The sequence below is a fragment of the Agrobacterium sp. ST15.16.024 genome, assembly GCF_027956545.1.
Classification (GTDB): domain Bacteria; phylum Pseudomonadota; class Alphaproteobacteria; order Rhizobiales; family Rhizobiaceae; genus Agrobacterium; species Agrobacterium cucumeris.
The window spans coordinates 1312882-1336290 of record NZ_JAQKGO010000001.1 but is presented as its reverse complement, the minus strand read 5'-3'; the positions used below and the strand labels follow the sequence as shown (position 1 = coordinate 1336290).

The 23409-nt window shown below is 58.9% G+C and carries 23 protein-coding genes; 8 read left to right on the top strand and 15 right to left on the bottom strand.

Annotated elements, in window-relative coordinates:
- Positions 1–132 precede the first annotated feature (132 nt).
- Positions 133–1320 (top strand): bifunctional 2-C-methyl-D-erythritol 4-phosphate cytidylyltransferase/2-C-methyl-D-erythritol 2,4-cyclodiphosphate synthase, encoded by a 1188-nt coding sequence (locus PL640_RS06585; protein WP_271361159.1) that lies wholly within the window; start codon positions 133–135, stop codon positions 1318–1320.
- Positions 1317–1826 (top strand): CinA family protein, encoded by a 510-nt coding sequence (locus tag PL640_RS06580; protein ID WP_271361158.1) that lies wholly within the window; start codon positions 1317–1319, stop codon positions 1824–1826. Before PL640_RS06585 ends, PL640_RS06580 begins: the two co-directional genes overlap by 4 nt.
- Here the strand turns inward: PL640_RS06580 and PL640_RS06575 are convergent.
- Positions 1808–2263: a type II toxin-antitoxin system RatA family toxin gene (locus PL640_RS06575; RefSeq protein ID WP_271361157.1), complete on the bottom strand. Its 456-nt coding sequence runs from the start codon at positions 2261–2263 to the stop codon at positions 1808–1810. The genes PL640_RS06580 and PL640_RS06575 overlap by 19 nt on opposite strands.
- 9 nt (positions 2264–2272) lie before the next feature.
- Positions 2273–2842, bottom strand: a complete 570-nt coding sequence (locus PL640_RS06570) for an AAA family ATPase (RefSeq protein ID WP_269699536.1) — start codon at positions 2840–2842, stop codon at positions 2273–2275.
- Positions 2843–3089: 247 nt separating this feature from the next.
- Between PL640_RS06570 and PL640_RS06565 the strand changes: the two genes are divergently transcribed.
- The 3 genes from PL640_RS06565 (at position 3090) to PL640_RS06555 (ending at position 5420) form a co-directional block, all read left to right on the top strand.
- Entirely contained in the window at positions 3090–3266 is a 177-nt protein-coding gene (locus tag PL640_RS06565; protein WP_003496171.1) for a hypothetical protein, read from the top strand.
- 128 nt (positions 3267–3394) lie between these two features.
- Entirely contained in the window at positions 3395–4129 is a 735-nt protein-coding gene (locus PL640_RS06560) for a helix-turn-helix transcriptional regulator (protein WP_271361156.1), read from the top strand.
- Between the two features lie 358 nt (positions 4130–4487).
- Positions 4488–5420, top strand: a complete 933-nt coding sequence (locus PL640_RS06555) for a DMT family transporter (RefSeq protein ID WP_271361155.1) — start codon at positions 4488–4490, stop codon at positions 5418–5420.
- A 170-nt stretch (positions 5421–5590) separates the two neighbouring features.
- On the opposite strand, the gene lipA is transcribed toward PL640_RS06555, so the two are convergent.
- From lipA to PL640_RS06495, 12 genes are all read right to left on the bottom strand, one after another.
- Positions 5591–6562 carry a lipoyl synthase gene (lipA, locus tag PL640_RS06550; protein ID WP_142839703.1) on the bottom strand — a complete coding sequence of 324 codons (972 nt, stop codon included), beginning with the start codon at positions 6560–6562 and terminating at the stop codon, positions 5591–5593.
- Positions 6563–6666: 104 nt separating this feature from the next.
- Positions 6667–6915, bottom strand: a complete 249-nt coding sequence (locus PL640_RS06545; RefSeq protein ID WP_271361154.1) for a GlsB/YeaQ/YmgE family stress response membrane protein — start codon at positions 6913–6915, stop codon at positions 6667–6669.
- Between the two features lie 96 nt (positions 6916–7011).
- Complete coding sequence (gene lpdA, locus PL640_RS06540) at positions 7012–8457, bottom strand: dihydrolipoyl dehydrogenase (protein WP_271361153.1); 1446 nt, start codon at positions 8455–8457, stop codon at positions 7012–7014.
- Positions 8458–8517: 60 nt separating this feature from the next.
- On the bottom strand, positions 8518–9162 hold the full coding sequence (locus PL640_RS06535) for an SGNH/GDSL hydrolase family protein (protein WP_052818476.1): 645 nt from the start codon (positions 9160–9162) through the stop codon (positions 8518–8520).
- Between the two features lie 12 nt (positions 9163–9174).
- Entirely contained in the window at positions 9175–10533 is a 1359-nt protein-coding gene (locus PL640_RS06530) for a pyruvate dehydrogenase complex dihydrolipoamide acetyltransferase (protein ID WP_271361152.1), read from the bottom strand.
- Positions 10534–10535: 2 nt separating this feature from the next.
- Positions 10536–10823, bottom strand: coding sequence for a hypothetical protein (locus tag PL640_RS06525; protein ID WP_271361151.1), 288 nt, complete (start codon positions 10821–10823; stop codon positions 10536–10538).
- A gap of 12 nt (positions 10824–10835) precedes the next feature.
- On the bottom strand, positions 10836–12257 hold the full coding sequence (locus tag PL640_RS06520) for a pyruvate dehydrogenase complex E1 component subunit beta (protein ID WP_269710360.1): 1422 nt from the start codon (positions 12255–12257) through the stop codon (positions 10836–10838).
- Positions 12258–12274: 17 nt separating this feature from the next.
- Positions 12275–13318: a pyruvate dehydrogenase (acetyl-transferring) E1 component subunit alpha gene (gene pdhA, locus PL640_RS06515; RefSeq protein ID WP_046800221.1), complete on the bottom strand. Its 1044-nt coding sequence runs from the start codon at positions 13316–13318 to the stop codon at positions 12275–12277.
- Between the two features lie 153 nt (positions 13319–13471).
- The gene (locus tag PL640_RS06510; RefSeq protein WP_003512872.1) at positions 13472–13789 is read right to left on the bottom strand and encodes an FtsB family cell division protein; all 318 of its coding nucleotides are present in this window, start codon (positions 13787–13789) and stop codon (positions 13472–13474) included.
- Positions 13790–14134: 345 nt separating this feature from the next.
- A complete protein-coding gene (gene eno, locus PL640_RS06505) occupies positions 14135–15409 on the bottom strand; it encodes a phosphopyruvate hydratase (protein WP_003512870.1) in 1275 nt (424 codons plus the stop codon).
- A 137-nt stretch (positions 15410–15546) separates the two neighbouring features.
- On the bottom strand, positions 15547–16392 hold the full coding sequence (kdsA, locus tag PL640_RS06500) for a 3-deoxy-8-phosphooctulonate synthase (RefSeq protein ID WP_142839698.1): 846 nt from the start codon (positions 16390–16392) through the stop codon (positions 15547–15549).
- Positions 16392–17273, bottom strand: coding sequence for a VOC family protein (locus PL640_RS06495; RefSeq protein WP_271361150.1), 882 nt, complete (start codon positions 17271–17273; stop codon positions 16392–16394). The genes kdsA and PL640_RS06495 overlap by 1 nt, the downstream gene beginning before the upstream one ends.
- A gap of 212 nt (positions 17274–17485) precedes the next feature.
- Between PL640_RS06495 and lexA the strand changes: the two genes are divergently transcribed.
- Positions 17486–18208 carry a transcriptional repressor LexA gene (gene lexA, locus PL640_RS06490; RefSeq protein ID WP_142839696.1) on the top strand — a complete coding sequence of 241 codons (723 nt, stop codon included), beginning with the start codon at positions 17486–17488 and terminating at the stop codon, positions 18206–18208.
- 413 nt (positions 18209–18621) lie between these two features.
- Positions 18622–19299 (top strand): glutathione S-transferase family protein, encoded by a 678-nt coding sequence (locus tag PL640_RS06485; protein WP_271361149.1) that lies wholly within the window; start codon positions 18622–18624, stop codon positions 19297–19299.
- A gap of 19 nt (positions 19300–19318) precedes the next feature.
- Here the strand turns inward: PL640_RS06485 and PL640_RS06480 are convergent, their stop codons facing one another.
- Positions 19319–21754, bottom strand: a complete 2436-nt coding sequence (locus tag PL640_RS06480; protein ID WP_271361148.1) for a ComEC/Rec2 family competence protein — start codon at positions 21752–21754, stop codon at positions 19319–19321.
- Between the two features lie 307 nt (positions 21755–22061).
- On the opposite strand from PL640_RS06480, the gene gltA reads away from it, so the two are divergent.
- Entirely contained in the window at positions 22062–23351 is a 1290-nt protein-coding gene (gene gltA, locus PL640_RS06475; protein WP_006312523.1) for a citrate synthase, read from the top strand.
- The last annotated feature ends 58 nt before the right edge of the window (positions 23352–23409 follow it).

Below are 23409 nucleotides of genomic sequence, written 5' to 3'. Positions count from 1 at the left end.
CAGACGATCCTGCGGCGTGCAGGATGAATGCGCGTCTTATCGGGCTGGCCATCCCGGTTTTGAAACGCTAGAGCAGGACTGTCAACCGCTAAGGGTTGCGCGCAAAGCATATGACCAATGCAGGAAAGTACTATGAAACTCGGCATCGTCATCGTCGCCGCCGGACGCGGTGAAAGGGCAGGCTCCCCCGAGGAGGGGCCAAAACAATATCGCCCGATCGGCGGCAAGGCCGTGATCGAGCATACATTGTCGACCTTTCTTGACTGGGACGGCACCTGCCCGATCGTGATCGTCAGCCATGTCGACGATGCCGCACTGCTGTCACCGATCCTGCAGCGGGTTGACGCCGGCGAGCGGATCATCACGGTGACCGGCGGCGCAACGCGCCAGCAATCGGTGCTGGCCGGGCTTGAGGTGCTTTCCTCGCACGATCTGAGCCATGTCATGATCCATGATGCGGTGCGGCCTTTCGTCGCCGCCGACATGCTGGAGCGTATCGTGACGCTGCACCGGGAAGGTGCTGTCGGCGTTCTGCCCGCCCTGCCCGTCACCGATACGCTGAAGCGCGGGTCAGATGATCGCGTCGTGGAAACGGTTTCCCGGCAGGGACTTTATGCGGCGCAGACGCCACAAAGCTTCGGCTTTGGAGATATTCTCGCCGCACACCGCGCCGCTGCCGCTTCCGGAAAGACCGATTTTACCGACGATGCGTCGATTGCCGAATGGGCGGGACTGCCGGTGACGCTGACCGAAGGTTCGGTCGACAATGTCAAACTCACTCTCAAGCGGGATATCACCATGGCCGATGAAAAGCTCTCTCACGCATTGCCCGACGTGCGCACCGGCAATGGCTACGACGTGCACCAGCTGGAGGCCGGCGATGGCGTGACGCTTTGCGGCGTGTTCATCGAACACGACCAGAGACTCAAAGGCCATTCGGATGCCGATGTGGCACTGCATGCGTTGACGGACGCACTGCTCGCCACCTGTGGCGCTGGCGATATCGGCGACCACTTCCCGCCATCCGATCCGCAATGGAAAGGTGCAGCCTCACGCATCTTCCTCGAACATGCGGCCAAGGTGGTGCGCGACAATGGCGGCACGATCATGAATGCCGATGTCTCACTGATCGCCGAAGCGCCGCGCATCGGCCCGCACCGCCAGGCCATGCGCGAAGCGCTCTCGGATATGCTCGGCATTGCGCTGGAGCGCTGCTCGGTGAAAGCGACAACCAATGAGACGATCGGCTTTGTCGGCCGCCGGGAAGGCATTGCGGCCATCGCCACCGCCACCGTCGTTTACAGGGGCAGACCACTATGAGCCTTTTTCCCGCTGACATAGAAGAACTGGCGCAGCGGATCATCGCCGATTTCACCGCGCGTGGCTTCATGGTCTCGACCGCCGAAAGCTGCACGGGCGGCCTGATCGCCGGTTCGCTGACCGAAATTGCCGGCTCTTCCGCCGTCGTTGATCGCGGTTTCGTCACCTATACGAACCAGGCCAAGATGGACATGCTGGGGGTTGGCACTGGCACGCTCGCCACATTCGGCGCGGTATCCCGGCAGACGGCGCTGCAGATGGCGCATGGCGCACTGTTCCGCTCGCGTGCGGATTTTGCCGTGGCCGTGACCGGCATTGCCGGCCCTGGAGGCGGTTCCCCCGACAAACCCGTTGGCCTGGTGCATCTGGCCGCCAAGGCACGCAGCGGCAAAATCCTGCATCATGAAATGCGTTACGGCGAGATCGGCCGCACCGAAATCCGGCTGGTAACCGTCAGAACCGCACTTGAGATGCTTGTCACCCTCACTCAGGCCGGTTCGGCGTAAATCTTGTCAGCGCGGGTCTCGAAGGCTTCGGCGAACATGCGGAAGGCCCGGTCGAACATCGACCCCATGACGGCGCCGAGCAACCGGCTCTTGAATTCATAATCGATGAAGAAATGAATGGCCGAGCCACCATCTTTCGATTCTTCGAAACGCCAGCGATTGTCGAGATATTTGAACGGCCCATCGATATATTTCACATCGATGGCGCGCTCGGCCGGGTTCAGCAGCACCTGCGTGGTGAAGGTCTCGCGAATGGCCTTGTAGCCCACCGTCATATCCGCCACCAGCAGCACCTTGCCATCCCGCTCCTTGCGCGAGCGAACGGTAAGCCCTTCGCAAAGGGGCAGAAACTCCGGATATTTCTCCACATCGGCGACAAGGTCGTACATGCGGTCGGGTGAGTGTTTGACGTGGCGATGCGTTTCGAACTGGGGCATAAGCGGCAGTTAATCGCCGATAACAAGAAGATCAAGAAGGCGGCGAAACTGTTTTCGGCTTTTCAGCTGGAATACCGGCACATCCTGACCATAAAGAGCGAAATTCTGCTCGAAAATCGGAGTATGGCGGCGCTCGAAGTTCCAGATATAACGCAGGAAATCGGCGTCTATCCTTTCCGGACATCCCTCCGCCATTTCCGGCCGTGCCTTGCCATAACCCTTGATCGCCCGGCTGACGGCGCCCCACAGGCAGAGCCAGCGCGGCATTCTCACCCAGAGCACGATGTGAGAGCGCGGCATGCGCATATCAAAAGACGACGGATTGCTGCCATCCATCAACCAGCGCTCCTCCATGACCATGGCGGCTATCCTCTGCCGCTGTTCTTCGCGCGGGCGCAGCTGCCAGCCGGGCAGCCAGAAAATTTCGCGATCCATGGAGATATAACGAAGCCCGAATTTGCGCGCGAGTTTCTGCGAGAGCGTCGACTTGCCGCCCCCGGAGCAACCAACGACCATGATGCGCTGCGCCCGAACGATGATTGCAGCCGCGTCTTCCACTGTCTCGAGATAGTTCGGCATTCCATACCCTCGTCATGACCGGAAAATTGCCTGACGCACGGACACCCGCATTCAAGCGATATTGTCGTCGCGCATGGCAGTTACGGAAAATTGACTATTGCAACCCCCTCACAGGGATTGCTATTTATTTGCCACTAATATTACACCCACTGGATGCAAACGCGCCGGGCGCTCCCGTTTTTCCCACGCGTATTCATCTTTGGGTTCAGACCCGATACATAACCGCTTTGAGCCACTGAGTGAGCCGATGGACGATTTTTCCAACATCATCAACCTTCTCGAATCCGCCAAGCAACTCGCATCGATGAACGGCATGCCCGTGCTTGCCTACCTTATCGACGTTGCAAAATGCGAGGCGAGAGAGAACAAGCCGGTTCTGCGCAAGCGCAAACGCGGCGAATCGACCGCCAAGGAAGACTGTTAATTGCCGTTTCGTATGGCCCACCGATAAAGCCGGCTGGCCCAACCTTCAAGACGATGTCATAATCAGACAATGAAACTGGCCGCTTTTTCGAGGCGGCCATTTCTTTGCACAATGGAAACGACAGCGTCATGACAGTCGCATCGGCAGATATCAGAACCTACCGGCAGGAAAGACCTAGGGAACGGCACGGTTTCGTGCAGATCGTTCTTCCAGTCTCCGGCTGCCTGCGGATCGATGTGGGCGGACGGCAGGACGAACTGTCGACCGGACGCGGCGTCTTCATCCACCGTGATGCACCGCATACACAGGAAGCGACGGCGATAAACCATTCGCTGGTGGTCGATATCGATGAAAGTGCCGTTTCCGAACAGACGCTGGAGAGATTCGCCCGCGTGCCGTTTCTCGATATTGCGCCCGATACACGGCAATTGATCGCCTATATGCGCGGCCTCATCAAAACCGATGGCCGGCGCGACGATATCGCCGGTCTCTGGGCGCCCCTGCTGGTGGACAGCCTTGCGCCTGAAAAAGCCGATATCCGCCTGCGCCTGCGCAAACTCAGTGCAGTTGTCGGGGCGGAGCCGTTCTTTCCCTGGACGATCGACATGCTGGCGGCCTGCGTGACGATCAGCGACAGCCGCCTGCACGCGCTGTTTCTAGAGGAGTTCGGTCTCCCACCTCACCGCTGGCTTGCCGGGTTGCGGATGGACAAGGTTTGCACGCTCCTCAGCCAATCCAGCCTGCCGATTGCCGAAATCGCGCTCAGGGCCGGTTTTTCCGACCAGACGGCGCTGACCCGCGCAATGCGCAATGCGGTGGGTGAAACGCCGGCCACCTATCGCCGGAACCGCGGCATTCACTAGATTTGAGCTTTCAGGCGGTCGTGCGGTCATAGTGGATCGAGGTGGGTGTGGTTTACCCCCCTCTGCCCTGCCGGGCATCTCCCCCACAAGGAGGGAGATCGGCAAGACGTACTCCCGCCGCCTCATTCTCGAACGTCAAGATGGGCGAGACGTTGCCACAGATCGATCTCCCCCCTTGAGGGGGAGATGCCCGACAGGGCAGAGGGGGGTAAACCACACCCACCCTCGATCCGCTATAAACAGATAACCCTCTGCCCCCCAATCAGAGCGGCGGACAAATCCTCAGGAGTTTTTGTCAAGACAGCCGCAAAGTGCTGTGGCACATCGCGGGCAAATGTGAATGCGGATGTGACATGACATGAACAACAAAACGGGCCTCGGTGTTTTTTACGGCGTGCTGGCGGGCGCGCTTTGGGGAGGCATTTTTCTCGCCCCGAAACTCGTGCCGGATTTTTCGGCCCTGCAATTATCGACGGCGCGTTATCTCACCTATGGGCTGATTTCCCTCATCATCATCGGGCCGCGCCTGAAACGGGTATCGGCGCATTTCGGCGCGCGGGAATGGTTTGCGCTCGGCTGGCTGAGCATGATCGGCAATATCGCCTATTACGTCTTCATATCAACGGCGGTGAAGCTGAGCGGCGTTGCCTTCACTTCGATCATCATCGGCTTCCTGCCCGTCGCCGTTACCATTATCGGCAGTCGTGACCATGGCGCGGTGTCGCTGAAGCGGCTGTGGCCATCGCTTGTCTTCGGCGCAATCGGCATTATCGGCATTTCCTGGCAGTCGCTGACGGAGAACGATGCGGGGCTGGATGTGTCCCGCGTCATCGGGCTTGCCTGTGCGCTCGGGGCACTGGCCTCATGGACGGCCTTTGCTGTCGGCAATGCCCGCTGGCTGTCGCGTCTTCACCATGTCAGCGCCGATGACTGGAACATGATGACCGGTGTCGTGACCGGCGGGCTTGCGCTGCTGCTCGCCATTCCGGCCTTTGGCTTTGGCGGAGAAAGCCACGATACGGGAGACTGGCTGCATTTCGCCGCCATCGCCGCTGGCCTCGGTTTCACCGCCTCCATTCTCGGCAATGCATTCTGGAACCGCATGAGCCGCATGCTGCCACTCACCCTGGTCGGACAGATGATCCTGTTCGAGACGCTGTTTGCGCTGCTTTACGGTTTTTTATGGGAAGGACGCGGGCCGACCATTGTCGAGATCGTGGCGATCTGTTCGGTGGTGCTGAGCGTGATCTTGTGCATGCGGGCGCATAGGCCGGAGAAGGTTGTGGTGTGAGCGAGGCAAGCTAAAACAGGCAGCCAAGTTTCCTGACGAGCCCACGCCACTCGACGTCGTCCTCGGGCCTGACCCGAGTATCCACCTTTTCGGTCGCCAATGGATCCTCGCCTCAAGGGCGAGGATGACTAGGAAGAGAGAGATTGCGCCCCTTTTGGGCCTACCGCTGCTTACTCCGCAGCTGCCAGCAGCTTCTTCTCGCGGGCAGCACGCAGGCGCTCGAAATCGTCGCCGGCATGATGCGACGACCGCGTCAGCGGGCTGGAGGAGACCATCAGGAAGCCCTTGGTATAGGCAACCGTTTCGTAGGACTTGAACTCTTCCGGCGTCACGAAGGCCTCGACCTTGTGGTGCTTGCGGGTCGGCTGCAGGTACTGGCCGATGGTCAGGAAGTCCACGTCGGCGCTGCGCAGATCGTCCATCAGCTGCAGCACTTCGTTACGCTCTTCACCGAGGCCAACCATGATGCCCGACTTGGTGAACATGGTGGGGTCCAGTTCCTTGACGCGCTGCAGGAGGCGCACGGAATGGAAGTAGCGCGCACCGGGACGGACCGTTAGATAATTGCCCGGAACGGTTTCCATATTGTGGTTGAAGACATCGGGCTTGGCGGCCACGACACGCTCCAGCGCACCGGGCTTCTTCAGGAAGTCGGGCGTGAGGATTTCGATGGTCGTGTTGGGAGACGCAGCACGGATCGCCCAGATGACCTTTTCGAAATGTTCAGCACCACCATCGGCGAGATCGTCGCGGTCCACCGAGGTGATGACGACGTGCGAAAGGCCCATCTGCTTGACGGCCTTGGCGACATTCTCGGGCTCGTCCATGTCAAGCGCGTTGGGCTTGCCGGTCGCGACGTTGCAGAAAGCGCAGGCGCGGGTGCAGATTTCACCCATGATCATGAAGGTCGCGTGTTTCTTGTCCCAGCATTCGCCGATATTCGGACAGCCGGCTTCCTCGCACACCGTTACCAGCTTGTGGCTGCGCACCAGTTCGCGCGTCTCGTGATAGCCCTTGGAGGTCGGCGCCTTGACGCGAATCCATTCCGGCTTGCGCATGACCTCGGTATCGGGCCGATGCGCCTTTTCCGGATGGCGGATCCGCTTTTCGTCGGACGACGTTCTGTCGAGAATAGTGACCATTTAAAACCTGCTTCCATCGCCTGTGGCGATCTAAACACCTGTTGGCCGGATGCTTTAGAACAATTCCAGAAAAAGCGTAAGCCCTTTCCGGTCACGAAGCATTTTCAGCGCCGTACCAGCTTTGCCAGGAACAACAAAAGGCTGGCACCGAGGAAAGACGTGACGAAATAACCGAGCCTGCTGTCCTGCACGAAGACATCAAGAGTGCGAAGGACGGCGACGGAGACAACCGAGCCGACAATGCCGAGAATGATGTTCATGAAGATGCCGAAGCGCATGTCCATGAGCTTGCCCGCAAGCCAGCCGGCGAGACCGCCGATGATGATTGCTGCAATCCAGCCTACACTTTCCATTCCCACGCTCCCTGAAGAACAGTTCCCTTGAGGAACCGGCGTTGAGACATATGGGACACCCGGCAAGGTTAGACAATGCCGGGCATCACGCGGCACTTATGCGTTCAGCACACGCCCATAGGCGTCGAGCACGCTTTCCTTCATCGATTCTGAAATGGTCGGATGCGGGAAGATCGTGTGCATCAAATCTTCCTCGGTCGTCTCGAGGTTCATGGCAACGACGAAGCCCTGAATGAGTTCGGTGACTTCCGCACCGACCATATGCGCACCAAGCAGCTCACCGGTCTTCTTGTCGAAGATGGTCTTGACCATGCCCTGGTCCTCGCCAAGCGCAACGGCCTTGCCGTTTGCCGCAAAGGAGAAGCGGCCGACGCGGACGTCGCGGCCCTGTTCCTTGGCCTTGGCTTCGGTGAGGCCGACCGAGGCTACCTGTGGGTTGCAATAGGTGCAGCCGGGAATCTTGAGCTTGTCCATCGGGTGAACATTCGGCAGACCGGCAATCTTTTCGACGCAGATGACGGCCTCATGTTCGGCCTTGTGGGCGAGCAGCGGCGGGCCGGCGACATCGCCGATGGCGTAGATGCCAGGCACGTTGGTCTTGCCGTAACCGTCAATGACGATGAAGCCGCGATCGGTCTTCACGCCAACGGCCTCAAGGCCGATGCCTTCGACATTCGCCACGACGCCAACGGCGGAAATCATCCGGTCGGCGGTGATCTTCTCGGAAGAACCGTCCTTCTTCTCCAGCGTCGCAGTGACAGAGTTTGCAGCCTTCTCGACCTTGGAAACCTTGGTTTCCAGATGAATCTTGATACCCTGCTTTTCCAGCTGCTTCTTGGCGAAGGCGGAGATTTCCGCATCTTCGACCGGCATGACCTGGCTCATGATTTCGACGACGGTGACGTCAACGCCCATGGTGCGGTAGAAGCTGGCGAATTCGATGCCGATGGCGCCCGAACCCATGACGAGCAGCGACTTCGGCAGCTCTTCCGGCTTCATCGCCTCGAAATAGGTCCAGATCAGCTTGCCATCCGGCTCGATGCCGGGCAGCGCGCGCGGACGGGCGCCGGTGGCGACGATGATGTGCTTGGCAGTGTAAGTGCCCTCACCCAGCGTGTTTTTCGGCACGGGACCCTGCGGCTGAACCACCGGCTTGGTGGACTTGCCAACGACGATTTCGCCCGGCTTGGTGATCTTGGCTTCACCCCAGATGATATCGACCTTGTTCTTCTTGAACAGGAAACCGACGCCATTGTTCATGCGAGCGGCAATGCCGCGCGAGCGGGCGACGATTGCCTTCACGTCCGGCTTGATCGAACCTTCCAGCGTCAGGCCATAATCCTTGGCGTGGGTGGCGGTGTGCATGACATCGGCGGTACGCAGCAGAGCCTTGGTGGGAATGCAGCCCCAGTTGGAGCAGATGCCGGCAAGATGCTCGCGCTCGACAACGGCGACCTTCATGCCGAGCTGGGCGGCGCGGATCGCGGCAATATAACCGCCCGGTCCCGAACCGATGATGATGACGTCATAAGATTGAGCCATTGGAAATCCTGCCTTGTCTTAATTCGGATGACGGCACGCCGTTCCGAAACGGAATTATTGTCAAAGTCCGAGCATCATACGGACGACGGGCTCCAGCCCACGCCCGATGGCCCGTGTGTTTTCAGCATCGAGATGAACGCCATCCACCGGCGTCGTGCGGGCAACAGACCCGGCATCGAAAAAGCCGCAATCGAGTTCGTCGGCCAAATCCCTGTAGACTGAAGCCAGCATCGCCGATTCATCGATAGCATCACGAAAGATCGCGCCCATGAACGGATTGGCCGTTTCGCATAATTGCGGCGGCGCGACGATCAGGACATCAGGCGCTTCCCAGTCCGGCACCTGCCAGACGTGGTTACGCGTGAGTTTCACCAGCCGCTCGACACCCTTCATGGCGACAATGGCCGAACCATGGATCGCCGGTTTCATGTCGTTGGTGCCAAGCATGATGATGACCAGATCCAGCGGCGCGTGGCTGTGCAGCAGCGTCGGCAGCAATCGGGCGCCATTGCGGTCACAATCGGCGGTGTGGTCGTCATAGGCGGTGGTGCGACCGCCCAGCCCTTCGTGGATCACATGCACGTCAGGCCCGAGCGCCTTTTGCAAGACGCTCGGCCAAAGATCGTCATGGCTGTGCCGGCCACCCGTTTCCGCATTTGATCCCCATGTGAGGGAATCGCCAAAGCAGAGGACCGACTTCACCATGTCACTCTCCGATCAAACCAGCATGCCCATCGGGTTTTCGATGTAGCGCTTGAAGGCGCCGATCAGCTCGGCTCCGAGCGCGCCATCGACGCAGCGGTGGTCGGTGGAAAGCGTGACCGTCATGACGTTGGCGATCTTGATCTCGCCGTTCTTCACGACTGCCCGCTGTTCGCCCGCGCCGACCGCCAGGATGGTGGCATGCGGCGGGTTGATGACGGCGGAGAAGCTCTTGACGCCCATCATGCCCATATTGGACACGGCGGTCGTGCCGCCCTGATACTCTTCAGGCTTCAGCTTGCGCTCTTTCGCACGCTTGCCGTAGTCCTTCATCTCGTTGGAGATGGTGGAGAGCGACTTTTCTTCCGCCTTGCGGATGATCGGCGTGATCAGGCCACCCGGAATGGAAACGGCAACGCCGACATCCGAATGCTTGTGCTTGACCATGGCGCTTTCCGTCCAGGAGACGTTGGCGTCAGGTACATCACGCAGCGAAAGAGCCAGCGCCTTGATGACCATGTCGTTGACCGACAGCTTGTAGGCGGGCTTGCCGTCCTTTTCGGGGGCAGCCGCGTTAAGCTGGGCGCGCAGCGCCAGAAGCGTATCCAGTTCGCAATCCACGGAGACGTAGAAGTGCGGAACCGTCTGCTTGGATTCGACCAGACGCTTGGCGATGACCTTGCGCATGCCGTCATGCGGCACAAGCTCGTAGGAGCCCTGTTCGAACAGCTTGAGAACCGCTTCGTCCGACTGACCCTTGGCAAGGGCCGGAGCGGGTGTGCCTGCGGATGCCGCGGCGACCGGAGCAGCCTTTGCACCGCCGGAAGCGGCAGCCTTTTCCACGTCGGTCTTGATGATGCGGCCATGCGGGCCGGAACCGGAGACGGCCGAAAGGTCGACACCGGCTTCCTTGGCAAGACGGCGGGCAAGCGGCGAAGCAAAGATGCGCTCACCGGACTTCGCGACCGGCGCCGGCGTGGACGATGCGGGTGCCTGATCGGCGGCCGGCTTTTCAGCCTTGGCAGGTGCAGCTTCTTCCTTCGGCGCTTCGGCCTTAACGGCTTCCTGCTTCGGTGCTTCGGCCTTGGCAGGAGCGGCATCGCCGCCCTTTGCCGCCTCGGCCACGTCCTCGCCTTCGGCGGCGAGGATGGCGATCAGGGCGTTGACCTTGACGGCTTCGGTGCCGGCCGGAACAACCAGCTTGGCAACGGTGCCTTCGTCTACGGCTTCCACTTCCATGGTCGCCTTGTCGGTCTCGATCTCGGCGATCACGTCACCGGGTGCGACCTTGTCGCCTTCCTTGACCAGCCACTTGGCCAGATTGCCCTCTTCCATGGTGGGAGAAAGGGCAGGCATGGTGATGTTGATAGGCATGACTAGGCCTCCCCCCAAACGAGATTAAAATCTTCCAGGTCTTCAGGATGTTCCATGAGCCAATCCACCTGTGACGGTGTAATCTCGATGTATCCGGCAACGTCGACGAGCCATTCGCCGACTGCACCGATAACGCCGATATCCTCACGCGGAACACCGGCGACAACATCACCATCACCGTCGTTGACGATGGCCCAGAAGATTACCCGCTCGAACAAAGGCGCGTCTTTGGTACCTAAAACACGGTACCAATTTTCGGTTGCCGGGAGGATTTGTTTTATGACACTCAAAATCATCTCCCCTTATTTGTAGCAGACGGTTTTGACGGCCTGAACAACTTCATCGACGTTGGGCAGAGCCAGCTTTTCGAGGTTTGCCGCGTAAGGCATCGGAACGTCCTTGCCGGCAATCGTCAGGATTGGCGCATCGAGATAATCGAAAGCGGCGCGCATGACCTGGTTGGCAATGAAGTCACCGACCGATGACTGCGGGAAGCCTTCTTCCACCGTGACCAGACGGCCAGTCTTCTTGACCGATTCGATGACGGTGGGCAGATCCATCGGGCGGATGGTGCGCAGGTCGATCAGTTCGACATCGATGCCGAGCTTTTCGAGTTCCGCAACCGCCTTGATCGCATAGGTCATGCCGATGCCGAAGGAAACGATGGTTGCATCCTTGCCCTTGCGGTGAATGCGCGCCTTGCCGATCGGCAGCACGAAATCATCGAGCTTCGGCACTTCGAAGCTCTGACCGTAGAGAATTTCATTTTCCAGGAAAATGACCGGGTTCGGATCGCGGATAGCTGCTTTCAGCAGGCCCTTGGCGTCGGCTGCCGTGTAAGGCATGACGACCTTGAGGCCCGGAATATGACTGTACCATGCGGCGTAACATTGCGAATGCTGCGCGCCAACGCGGGCAGCAGCACCGGACGGACCACGGAACACCATCGGAGCGCCCATCTGGCCACCCGACATATAAAGCGTCTTGGCCGCCGAGTTGACGATCTGGTCGATCGCCTGCATGGCGAAGTTGAAGGTCATGAATTCGACGATGGGTCGCAGGCCCGTCATCGCAGCGCCGACGCCGATACCGGCAAAACCATGCTCGGTGATCGGGGTGTCGATAACGCGGCGCTCGCCGAATTCCTGCAGCAACCCTTGCGTGATCTTGTAGGCGCCCTGATATTCGGCGACTTCTTCACCCATGACGAAAACTTTTTCGTCGGCGCGCATCTCTTCGGCCATGGCGTCGCGCAGTGCTTCACGCACCGTCGTCATCACCATTTCCGTACCTTCCGGGATATCCGGATCGGCTGCGACATCGATCTTCGGGGCTGCCGGAACCTTGGCGGCTTCCTTGGCAGCACTCGGCTCTTCAGCAGCTTCCCGGGTCTTGCCGCCGGCGGCATCAGAACCGGAATTTGCGGCTTCAGCCTTCGGCTCTTCCTTCTTGGCGGAAGAAGAGATGTCGTCGGCGCTTTCGCCTTCCTGAATGAGCACGGCAATCGGCGTATTGACCTTGACGCCTTCGGTGCCGGCATCGATCAGCAACTTGCCGATGACGCCTTCATCGACGGCTTCCACTTCCATGGTCGCCTTGTCGGTCTCGATTTCGGCAATCACGTCGCCTGATGTGACCTTGTCGCCTTCCTTTTTAAGCCATTTGGAAAGCGTGCCTTCCTCCATGGTCGGGGAAAGGGCGGGCATAAGAATTTCTACTGGCATGGGGTTCCCTTTCCCGATCAGAGCAGAATGTCGGTGTAAAGCTCGGACGCATCCGGCTCTGGGTCGTTCTGGGCAAAGTCGGCGCTGTCGGCAACGATATCACGGACATCCTTGTCGATGGCCTTGAGTTCGTCTTCGCTTGCCCAGCCCTGCTCCAGAAGCCGTGCCTTGACCTGCTCGATCGGGTCGTGTTCGGAGCGCATCTTCTGCACTTCGTCCTTGGAACGGTATTTCGCCGGGTCGGACATGGAGTGACCACGGTAACGGTAGGTCAGCATTTCAAGAATGATCGGACCCTTGCCGGAACGGCAATATTCCAATGCCTGGTCGGCGGCGGCCTTGACGGCGCGCACATCCATGCCATCCACCTGGATGCCGGGAATGCCGAAAGACTGGCCGCGCAGCGAATAATTCGACTGGGCGGTGGCGCGGGCGGTCGAGGTGCCCATCGCATAACGGTTGTTTTCAACGATATAGATGATCGGCAGTTTCCAGAGAGCAGCCATGTTGAAGCTCTCATAGACCTGACCCTGGTTGGCAGCGCCATCACCGAAATAGGTCACGGAAACATTGTCGTTGCCACGATAACGGTTGGCGAAGGCAAGACCGGTTCCAAGCGAAACCTGTGCGCCGACGATGCCGTGGCCGCCATAGAAATGTTTCTCCTTGGAGAACATGTGCATGGAGCCGCCCTTGCCCTTCGACAGGCCGCCCTTGCGGCCGGTCAGCTCGGCCATGACGCCACGGGCGCTCATGCCGAGAGCCAGCATGTGGCCATGGTCACGATAGGCGGTGATGACCTGATCACCTTCCTTCTGCGACATCTGCATGCCGACCACGACGGCCTCCTGGCCAATGTAGAGGTGACAGAAACCACCGATGAAGCCCATGCCATAGAGCTGGCCGGCCTTTTCCTCGAAACGGCGGATGAGCAGCATTTCACGATAGGCGTGAAGTTCGTCTTCCTTCGAGAAGTCCGGGCTGTTCTTGCCGGTGAATTCGGTTGCAGCCTTTGCCGTGGTCTTGCGGCCGGATACGGTCGCTGGTTTTCGCGGCGCCATTCATCCCTCCCTGAGTTGCCGTTTGAATGGATAGATTGGCGCGTACCATATGCAAGAAAATGCCATGCAGCAATGCTTTAAACGCATGGCACATATTCACGCTAAGATGCTGTGAATAAATCACAAATGTTAAATTAACCAGATTTCGGTTAATCAGAAATATGTGTTCATGATGACAATTTCGTCCGTGCGGGACATATTCAGCTGGTAACGGGAAATTTCATCGATCATGTCCCGCTCCAGCGAGCCGTCACTCAGCAATTCCACCTGCCGCTCCAGCGCTACACGCGCCTGCGTCAGCTTTGCAAGCTCCGCTGTTCTGGCAATACGCTGCCGCTCCAGCCGCTCCGTTGCCTGAAGGCCGAAGTCGCCATGGATGGAATGATAGCCGAAATAGGAAAGAAAAGCGATCGTGATGGCCGGAACGATCAAACGGCCGAATCGTCTCTTTTTATGATGTCTGGTCCACATGCCGCAGAGAAGCCTTAAAACGCATAACCTTTGAGTCTCGAGACTAAGCCGGATTGTTTAACTATCCGTTGACCTTAAATTGCGATCGGCAAATGGGCATGAAAAAAGCCCGCCGGAGGGCGGGCTAAGAACGGCAGCGATGTCAAAAGAACTCTCGTCATGCCGGACTTGATCCGGCATCCAGCCACAGCGCGTCTGCGCTGTGGGGAGAGTCTTTCGCGATCAAGGACTTGATCGCGCTAGACCCCGGATCAGGTCCGGGGTGACGGAATGCGGATGCTACCGCTCGCCTCTGAATGAGCCCGCCAAGGCGGCGGGCTGCATCACAAACCAATACTGCCGGAATTAACCGCGCAGGATCGAACGGCCGGCGTAGGCAGCCTGCGGACCCAGCATTTCTTCGATGCGGATCAGCTGGTTGTACTTTGCGAGCCGGTCGGAACGGGCAAGCGAGCCGGTCTTGATCTGACCGCAATTCGTCGCAACAGCGAGATCGGCGATGGTGGAGTCTTCCGTCTCGCCCGAACGGTGCGACATGACGGCGGTGTAACCAGCCTTGTGCGCGGTCTCAACTGCATCCAGGGTCTCAGAGAGCGAGCCGATCTGGTTGACCTTGACGAGGATGGAGTTTGCGACACCCATCTTGATACCATCGCGAAGGCGAGCGGAGTTGGTGACGAAGAGGTCGTCGCCGACCAGCTGGCACTTGTTGCCGATGAGATCGGTCAGAGCCTTCCAGCCATCCCAGTCGTCTTCCGCCATGCCGTCTTCGACGGAGATGATCGGATACTTGGCAACGAGTTCGGCCAGGTATTCGGCCTGCTCGATCGGCGAACGGGTCTTGCCTTCGCCTTCATAAACGTAGTTGCCGTTCTTGAAGAATTCGGTCGCGGCACAGTCAAGACCGATGAACATGTCGTCGCCCGGACGGTAGCCAGCCTTTTCGATCGACTTCATGATGAAATCGAGTGCTGCCGGCGCGCTTTCGAGACCCGGTGCAAAACCGCCCTCATCGCCGACATTGGTGTTGTGGCCCTGTGCGGACAGTTCTTTTTTGAGCGTATGGAACACTTCCGAGCCCATGCGCACGGCTTCACGGATGTTTTCCGCACCAACCGGCAGGATCATGAATTCCTGGAAATCGATCGGGTTGTCGGCATGCGCGCCGCCATTGATGATGTTCATCATCGGAACCGGCAGCAGATGCGCGTTCGGGCCACCAACATAACGGTAAAGCGGCAGGCCGGAGGCTTCGGCTGCAGCCTTGGCGACAGCAAGCGACACACCGAGGATGGCGTTGGCGCCGATGCGCGACTTGTTCGGCGTACCGTCAAGCGCGATCATCATCTGGTCGATCTGGATCTGGTTTTCAGCGTCGAAACCGCCGATCGCGTCGAAGATTTCCGTATTGACGGCTTCAACCGCCTTTTCCACGCCCTTGCCGAGATAACGCTTGCCGCCATCGCGCAGCTCAACCGCTTCATGCGCGCCGGTCGAGGCGCCGGAGGGAACGGCCGCACGGCCCATGGAGCCGTCTTCGAGGTAAACATCGACTTCAACAGTCGGGTTGCCGCGGCTGTCGAGAATTTCGCGCGCGATGATATCGGTAATGGCAGTCATGGTCTCTCCCTTGGGAATGGAACAGATATTTTCCGTCGCCTGTCTTAGACGATGACGAAGAAATTACAATGACGGCGGGCGGCAGAAACGGAGCGCCCGCCATTTAAAATCGATTGGCACAAACGAAACGCACGGCCTCAGGCTTTGGTGATCGCGTCAAAGGCCAGAAGCTTTTCCAGCAGTTTCGGCATGTCCTTCAGGTGCACCATGTTGGGACCGTCGGACGGTGCATTGTCCGGGTCCTCATGGGTCTCGATGAAGAGGCCGGCGACACCGACCGCCACCGCCGCACGCGAAAGCGTCTCGACGAATTCGCGCTGGCCGCCGGTGGAACCGCCCTGCCCGCCCGGCTGCTGCACCGAATGGGTAGCGTCGAAGACAACGGGCGCGCCAAGCGAAGCCATGATCGGCAGCGAGCGCATGTCGGAGACCAGCGTGTTGTAACCGAAGGAGGCGCCACGCTCGCACAGGAGCACATTCGGGTTGCCGCTTTCGTTAAGCTTGGCCAGCACGTTCTTCATGTCCCACGGCGCCAGAAACTGACCCTTCTTGACGTTGATGACGCGGCCGGTCCTGGCAGCGGCGACGAGAAGATCGGTCTGGCGGCTGAGGAAGGCAGGAATCTGCAACACATCCACCACTTCGGACACGATGGCGCATTGTTCCTCGGTATGAATGTCGGTCAGGACAGGAAAACCGTATTCCTTCTTCAAATCGGCGAAAACCTGCATCGCGCTGTCAAGGCCGATGCCGCGCTTGCCGGAAAGCGAGGTGCGGTTCGCCTTGTCGAAGGAAGATTTGTAAACAAGACCGATGCCCAGGCTGTCGCAAAGTTCCTTCAGCACGCCGGCAATCATGAAGGCATGTTCGCGGCTTTCCATCTGGCAGGGGCCGGCAATCAGCGAAAAACGCTCGGTATTGGAAAAGGAAACCTTGCTGGCGCCATCGCCGGCGGTGACTTTGAGATTGTTCGTAACGCTCATCATTTTTCCTCGAAGGCGAAGGCAACGCCCTGACCGGGTGCTGGGAGCACCACCAGCCGGCCGGCCGCTTCTGTGCTGGACACGCCATTAGCAGCAAGTGCCGCTTCTGTCACGGCAAGATCGCTAACGGAAAAGACGATGCCCGCGCCGCGCAATCCACCGCCGTCCTCTTCGGGAGCATTAAAGGCATGTCCGCCGAAGATCGGCTTTTGCGTCAGTCTTATGCGGGCATTGCCGGTTGCGAAAACCACATCACCATCCGGGGACATTTTGCCATCACAGCCGAAAACAGTTTCGATCAGCCGCGCCGCATTCGCATCACCACCGGAAAACAGGACTATCTCGCTGAGACCGGAAACGCCGTTGGCATGGCGCTCCAGCACTGAGCGGTCGCCCGGCAGGGCCTGCAGCCGCTGGCAACTGAACAGAAAGAAATCCTCCGCGGAACCGCCTGCTGCAAAAGCCAGCCGGAAGGCCGCCTCGCTCTGCGAACCATCCGGCATTTTGACCGGCCGCGAAAATTCAAAGCCATTGCCTGCCGAGAGGCCTGCGGCTGCGAATCGGTCGTGATCGCCACGAGCGTCCTGTGTCGCAGCGACCAGAGCGGAAAATCCCTCGCCTGCAACCTGTTTCCGGAAGGCCTGGTCCCGCCCGGTGAACACATCACCTCGATCAATGGAGGCATTATAGTTAGCCGGGTTATCAATTGCGAGAGGCTCCAGATATGTGCCGTCAGCGAAAAAAACGCAGGCATTCTGCGTGCCGAACGGGTGAAGAGCCGCAGGCGCTACCGTAAATCCCAGGTTTCCAAGGCGATTTGCCGCAACGTCGATGTTCTCGACAGGCAATACGAGATGGTCGATGTGGTATGGTTTCGTCATTTCCCTGCTTCCTGGTGTCGCATGCGGCATGGCCATGCCGGAACAGTCCGGACGGCAGAAAAGCACAATTTCGTGCTTTCAGGCAAATCATCAAAACAACAGATAGCAGCTTCACGAAATTTTAGGGGATTGCGGAACACATATGGAACATATAGTGTTCGTTCTGTATTTGTTTCGCGACCTCCACTACGATTCTCAAGGGTGTTTTCCTCATGCTCACGCGCAAACAGCAGGAATTGCTTCTCTTCATTCATGAACGAATGAAAGAGTCCGGCGTGCCGCCCTCCTTCGATGAAATGAAGGACGCACTCGATCTTGCTTCCAAATCCGGCATCCACCGGCTGATAACCGCCCTCGAAGAGCGCGGTTTTATTCGCCGGCTACCTAACAGGGCACGGGCGCTGGAAGTCATCAAGCTACCGGAGGCCTATGCGCCTGGTGCGAGGCCGCAGCGCGGCTTTTCGCCAAGCGTCATCGAAGGCAGCCTCGGCAAACCGAAGGCACCGGAACCCGCACCTGCGCCCAAGGCGCCCGCCAACGATCTCGGTGGTGCTGCCACGGTGCCGGTCATGGGCCGCATCGCCGCCGGCGTGCCGATTTCCGCCATCCAGAACAACACCCATGATGTTGCCGTACCGGTGGACATGCTGGGTTCGGGTGAACATTACGCGCTCGAAGTTAAGGGCGATTCGATGATCGAGGCGGGAATTTTCGACGGCGATACCGTCATCATCCGCAACAGCAATACCGCCAATCCGGGCGATATCGTCGTGGCACTGGTGGATGACGAGGAAGCGACGCTGAAGCGGTTCCGCCGCAAGGGCGCTTCCATCGCTCTGGAAGCGGCCAACCCCGCTTATGAAACCCGTATCTTCGGGCCTGACCGGGTAAAAATTCAGGGCAAGCTGGTCGGGCTTATACGCCGTTACCATTGATTTGACTTGGCCGTCATCCTCTCGAGACAGGTGTCGTCATGCGGCGGCGCCTGTCGAAGATGGCGGCAATTGGGTAAGTCGACTGACGATGTGAGTCTCGGGCACTCCCATTCTTGCCGCAGATGAATACATCTCGTCTGGTAAAAGCCAGTTCCAGTTTCATATGGATATCTTTGTCGCGCACTCCTCACCGGCCTGTTGTCACCACTGCGTCATACGCCGTGGACTTCTGATCGCGTGAAGTCGTTGGCGCTTGCGGGATGCGGTCGGCCTGACGCTGCCACCGAATGGTGACACTCGATACAAAGCCCCTGCCATTCATCAACGCGATTTATGAGTGCCATGGATTATTTTCGATATTCCATCATACCCCTGCAGGTATAGAAATGCGCGTCATATCCGGGAGATAAGCCATGTACGATCTTTACATCGCCAACAAGAACTACTCTTCATGGTCACTGCGGCCGTGGGTGTTGATGCGCACTCTCGGTATCGCCTTTGATGAAAAACTTGTTCCGTTTGGCGAAGGTGTCGCCTTTTCCAGCTTCTCGCCGACCGGCAAGGTGCCCTGCCTTGTCGATGATGGCGTGACGATATGGGAAACGCTGTCAATCGCCGAATATCTCGCAGAACGGCACCAGGGCGTCTGGGCAGGCGACAAGCAGGCGCGGGCATGGTCACGTTCGGCGGCAAGTGAAATGCATGCGGGCTTTTCCTCGCTGCGCAATCTTTACCCCATGTCGGTCGGCATTCGGGTCAAGCCTAAGGGGGGCGATGCCGGGCTTGCGGCAGACATAAAGCGCATCGATGCGTTGTGGAGCGAAGGTCTGACAAAATTCGGCGGTCCTTATCTTGCCGGTCAGAAATTCACGGCGGTCGATGCTTTCTTCTGCCCGGTCGCGTTCCGTTTCCAGACCTATGGTGCTGATCTTTCACCTGCGGCAAAAGCCTATTGCGACCGGCTGCTGGCCCTGCCCGCCATGCGTGAATGGTATGAAGCCGGTTTGAAGGAGATCTGGCGCGATGCGGCGCATGAACAGGAAATCGGCGGCACTGGTGAACTGACTGCCGATCTGCGCGTGAAGGTCTGAATATCCATGCTGGCGGCGTTCATTGCGATGTCGCCAGCAACTGCCTGACCGGTTCCGGCATCTCGTATTCGAAACGGTCGGTTTTCCAGTCGTAATAGCGGTGCTCGCTCCATGGCCTGTCCGCCCCGGCAATCGCCGCGCGCAGCCGTCCGACGACCGCAGGCTGATCGCTGTCGGCAAAATTTATTTCTACCGAACCAATGCGCCGCAATATATCGCGGTTGAGTAGAAGCGCACCTGAGCGGCATTGTGAAAACGAGGTCCTGCGGGAAACGACAACAATATCGGCGATGTCACAGGCTTTTCCGGCAAACCGGCCGTCTTCCAGAACGACGATCCACTCCCCGCTCCCGGAGCGCGCCACGCACCATATGCCTTTGCTGCAGGTGAAGACGCCGGGTTCCGCATCTTTCAGCGCTGCCGTCATCTGCCGTGTCACCGCCCTCATCTCCTCCGGCGTAAGTTTTGATTTTGTGGTCAAGCCTACACTGGTTATCGCGGCCTCCGCTTTGAGATTGACCGGTGGAACGGGCTGTTCCGGCAACAGGAGTGCTCTTTGCCACTGGCCGTATATGAAGCCCTGCGGTCGCATTTTTGTCGTATAGGCCTTGCCGTCTTCCAGCAGCGCCACCAGCTCCCCCTCCTCGTGAATGAGCAGATCCGGGACATCACGATAGGCCGTGGCCGCCGACAGGCCGAAGGCGGAAACAAGAAGCGGAATACCAAGCAATGCAAGCCGGCTGCGCAGCAAGGTGAGCAGCAGGAAACCGGCGGAGCCGAGACCAATGAACCACTCATGCGGCCGCCCCGTTGCTGCGCTGCCGCCCCAGGACGCCACTTCATTGGCGACTTCGATGACGAGCGCCATGCCATAACCCATGATCTTCAGGAACGGCCCATCAAGCCCGAACGGCATCAGCAGCATGGCCAGGAGGCCGAACGGCATGACGATCAGCGACATCAGCGGCATGGCAGCCAGATTGGCGAAAAGTCCATAGGTGGTGACACGATGGAAATGTTCTGCCGAATAGATCGCCGTCGAAACTCCGCCAATCAGCGACGTGGTGATGACCCCGCCAATGATGGTTCCTGCCATTTGCGCCGCCGTCATCCACACCGGTCTGCGTCCGATCAACAGTCGCTCGTGATCGCCGCGCCGGCGGCCCCACCAGGCATAGGTGGATACGAGCGCGATGGTCGCGGCAAACGACATCTGGAAACTCGGCCCCATGATTTCCGAAGGCGAAAAGACAAGGATGATGAGAGCCGAAATAGCGACATTCCGGAGGCTGAGCGACGGCTGATCGAAAAGAACGGCGATCAGCATCACCGACATCATCAGCCAGGCACGCTCGGCGGAGACGGCGAAACCGGAAATCAGGTAATAAGCGAGCGTCATCAAGAGTGCCGCGAAAGCCGAAATCTTCTTGACGGGCCAGCGCTGCGCAAAAGCGGGAAACAGGCTGAAGCTCAGCCTCAGCCCCACAAAAAAAATGCCTGCGGCAAGCGCCATGTTCAGTCCGGATATGGCAACGATATGGGCAAGGCCGGAAAGCCTCAATGCCTCCATTGTGTTGGCCGATATCGCCTGTCTCTCATCGGTGACGATGGACGCGGCGAAGGCTCCGGCGTCACCGCCAATGACATTGCGGATGCGCTCTGCAATGGCGCTGCGCAGGCCATAAAGCCGCATATCCGCCCATTCCAGCCAGCCCGTTTCAACTTTGATGTCGCCCCTTGGTGATATAAGTGCCTGCGGCGGCTTGTAGAAAAATCCGGTCGCACCAATGCCTTTGAAATAGGAAGCGAAGGCGAAATCGTTTAGACCCGGCAAAGCAGGGCCGGAAGGCGGCGACAGCCGGGCCTTGCCTTGAATGGTCGCGCCAAGTGCAACGGGGTCGCCTCCGCCACGGGACAGCAGCGAGATTCTCGCCGGCGGGCGCGACAATGCTGGCGCTTCGGTCGCAGCCAGCTGAACGACATATCGCCAGGAGCCGCGCGCATCCACTTCCCGGCGCACCACCGTGCCGGTGATGGTGGTTGTAACCGGGGTATCCAGTACCACGGTTCCCGCTCGCCGGGTTTCAACATCTGCCAGAAGCATGCCCAGCAGAAGAAAAGCGGCAGCGCTGCAGGTCGCCGCCGACAGGCCGTTATTATATCGGCTAAACAGCGCCAGACCGGCAGCAAGCAGGAACATGATGGCGAGAGCAGGCAAGGACGGCGTGACATCAAGGGAAAACCACAGGATCGCGCCGCAGCCGATAAAGACGGGAACGAAAAGGAAATCATGGCCGAATGCGCGTTCCTCAGCGACGCAGCCGACAACTTTTTCGGTGATGACAGCCTTGAGATTGCGCCTGACAACACGGGTGGGCAGATCATAAGCCACAAGATCGCCGGCGCGGTGAACGGGAAACAGGATTTCATGCGCGCCGGGCAAGTCGCCCTGCAACGTTTCGGCATATCCGAGATGCTTTTTTTCCCCTTGACCAAGCAATCTGCGCCGCGCCCCTGCCGTACCGGAAACAGGTTTGCAGGGCGGCGGGAAGGATTGCAATCCTTTCCTTTAACCGTGCGTTGACCGAGATTGAATTGCCATGGCCGATAATGCCGCAAGCAACGTAATTGCGTTTGCCGCAATGCACAATTTGACCTTCGAATAGCTTGGCATCGGCGCAAGGATCATATAGCTAATCGGTAGACGCTTAACCGCGAGGCGTGTCTCAACGCCTCCACCCGCATGTTCTCGGAGGATCAGTATGACGGAAAAAAGCGCTACAGTGACACTTGGCGAAAAGCAGGTGGAACTCCCGGTAAGGGAAGGCACGATTGGACCAAGCGTCGTCGATATCGCCACGCTCTACAAGCACACGGGCTCCTTCACTTACGACCCGGGTTTCACGTCGACGGCCTCCTGCGAATCCAAGATCACCTATATCGACGGTGACGAAGGCGTTCTCCTTCACCGCGGCTTCCCGATCGAGCAGCTTGCCGAACAGGGCGACTTCCTGGAAACCTGCTATCTGCTGCTTTACGGCGAACTGCCGACGGCTGCGCAGAAGAAAGACTTCGACACCCGCGTTACGCGCCACACCATGGTGCACGAGCAGATGAGCCGTTTCTTCACCGGCTATCGTCGCGATGCGCATCCGATGGCCGTCATGTGCGGCACGGTCGGTGCTCTCTCGGCCTTCTACCACGACTCGACCGACATTACCGATCCGCACCAGCGCATGGTCGCTTCGCTGCGCATGATCGCGAAAATGCCGACGATCGCCGCCATGGCCTATAAGTACCATATCGGCCAGCCCTTCGTTTATCCGAAGAACGATCTGGATTACGCTTCCAACTTCCTGCACATGTGCTTTGCCGTGCCGTGCGAGGATTACAAGGTCGATCCGGTTCTGGCCCGCGCCATGGACCGCATCTTCATCCTGCATGCCGACCACGAGCAGAACGCCTCCACCTCCACGGTGCGTCTTGCCGGTTCTTCGGGTGCGAACCCGTTCGCCTGTATTGCAGCGGGCATCGCCTGCCTCTGGGGTCCTGCACATGGCGGCGCCAACGAAGCGGCGCTCAACATGCTGAACGAAATCGGCTCTGTTGACCGTATTCCGGAATACATCGCCCGCGCCAAGGACAAGAACGATCCGTTCCGCCTGATGGGCTTTGGCCACCGCGTGTACAAGAACTACGACCCGCGCGCCAAGATCATGCAGAAGACGATGTATGAAGTGCTGGAAGCCACCGGCAATTCCGACGATCCGATCATGCAGGTTGCGCTGGAACTGGAAAAGATCGCCCTTTCCGACCCCTACTTCGTCGAAAAGAAGCTTTACCCGAATGTCGACTTCTATTCGGGCATCACACTGAAGGCGCTCGGCTTCCCCACGACAATGTTCACCGTTCTCTTCGCGCTCGCCCGCACCGTCGGCTGGATCGCACAGTGGAACGAAATGATCGAAGATCCGCAGCAGCGCATCGGCCGTCCGCGCCAGCTCTACACGGGCGCCGGCAAGCGCGATTACGTTCCGGTTTCCAAGCGCTAAACCGGCAATCAAAACATCAAAGGCCGGCGGATGAAAATCCGCCGGCCTTTTCTATTGG

Coding starts and splice junctions, on each gene's coding strand:
- PL640_RS06585 (WP_271361159.1), top strand. CDS start 133: ATGAAACTCGGCATCGTCATCGTCGCCGCCGGACGCGGTGAAAGGGCA.
- PL640_RS06580 (WP_271361158.1), top strand. CDS start 1,317: ATGAGCCTTTTTCCCGCTGACATAGAAGAACTGGCGCAGCGGATCATC.
- PL640_RS06575 (WP_271361157.1), bottom strand. CDS start 2,263: ATGCCCCAGTTCGAAACGCATCGCCACGTCAAACACTCACCCGACCGC.
- PL640_RS06570 (WP_269699536.1), bottom strand. CDS start 2,842: ATGCCGAACTATCTCGAGACAGTGGAAGACGCGGCTGCAATCATCGTT.
- PL640_RS06565 (WP_003496171.1), top strand. CDS start 3,090: ATGGACGATTTTTCCAACATCATCAACCTTCTCGAATCCGCCAAGCAA.
- PL640_RS06560 (WP_271361156.1), top strand. CDS start 3,395: ATGACAGTCGCATCGGCAGATATCAGAACCTACCGGCAGGAAAGACCT.
- PL640_RS06555 (WP_271361155.1), top strand. CDS start 4,488: ATGAACAACAAAACGGGCCTCGGTGTTTTTTACGGCGTGCTGGCGGGC.
- lipA (WP_142839703.1), bottom strand. CDS start 6,562: ATGGTCACTATTCTCGACAGAACGTCGTCCGACGAAAAGCGGATCCGC.
- PL640_RS06545 (WP_271361154.1), bottom strand. CDS start 6,915: ATGGAAAGTGTAGGCTGGATTGCAGCAATCATCATCGGCGGTCTCGCC.
- lpdA (WP_271361153.1), bottom strand. CDS start 8,457: ATGGCTCAATCTTATGACGTCATCATCATCGGTTCGGGACCGGGCGGT.
- PL640_RS06535 (WP_052818476.1), bottom strand. CDS start 9,162: ATGGTGAAGTCGGTCCTCTGCTTTGGCGATTCCCTCACATGGGGATCA.
- PL640_RS06530 (WP_271361152.1), bottom strand. CDS start 10,533: ATGCCTATCAACATCACCATGCCTGCCCTTTCTCCCACCATGGAAGAG.
- PL640_RS06520 (WP_269710360.1), bottom strand. CDS start 12,257: ATGCCAGTAGAAATTCTTATGCCCGCCCTTTCCCCGACCATGGAGGAA.
- pdhA (WP_046800221.1), bottom strand. CDS start 13,318: ATGGCGCCGCGAAAACCAGCGACCGTATCCGGCCGCAAGACCACGGCA.
- PL640_RS06510 (WP_003512872.1), bottom strand. CDS start 13,789: ATGTGGACCAGACATCATAAAAAGAGACGATTCGGCCGTTTGATCGTT.
- eno (WP_003512870.1), bottom strand. CDS start 15,409: ATGACTGCCATTACCGATATCATCGCGCGCGAAATTCTCGACAGCCGC.
- kdsA (WP_142839698.1), bottom strand. CDS start 16,392: ATGAGCGTTACGAACAATCTCAAAGTCACCGCCGGCGATGGCGCCAGC.
- PL640_RS06495 (WP_271361150.1), bottom strand. CDS start 17,273: ATGACGAAACCATACCACATCGACCATCTCGTATTGCCTGTCGAGAAC.
- lexA (WP_142839696.1), top strand. CDS start 17,486: ATGCTCACGCGCAAACAGCAGGAATTGCTTCTCTTCATTCATGAACGA.
- PL640_RS06485 (WP_271361149.1), top strand. CDS start 18,622: ATGTACGATCTTTACATCGCCAACAAGAACTACTCTTCATGGTCACTG.
- gltA (WP_006312523.1), top strand. CDS start 22,062: ATGACGGAAAAAAGCGCTACAGTGACACTTGGCGAAAAGCAGGTGGAA.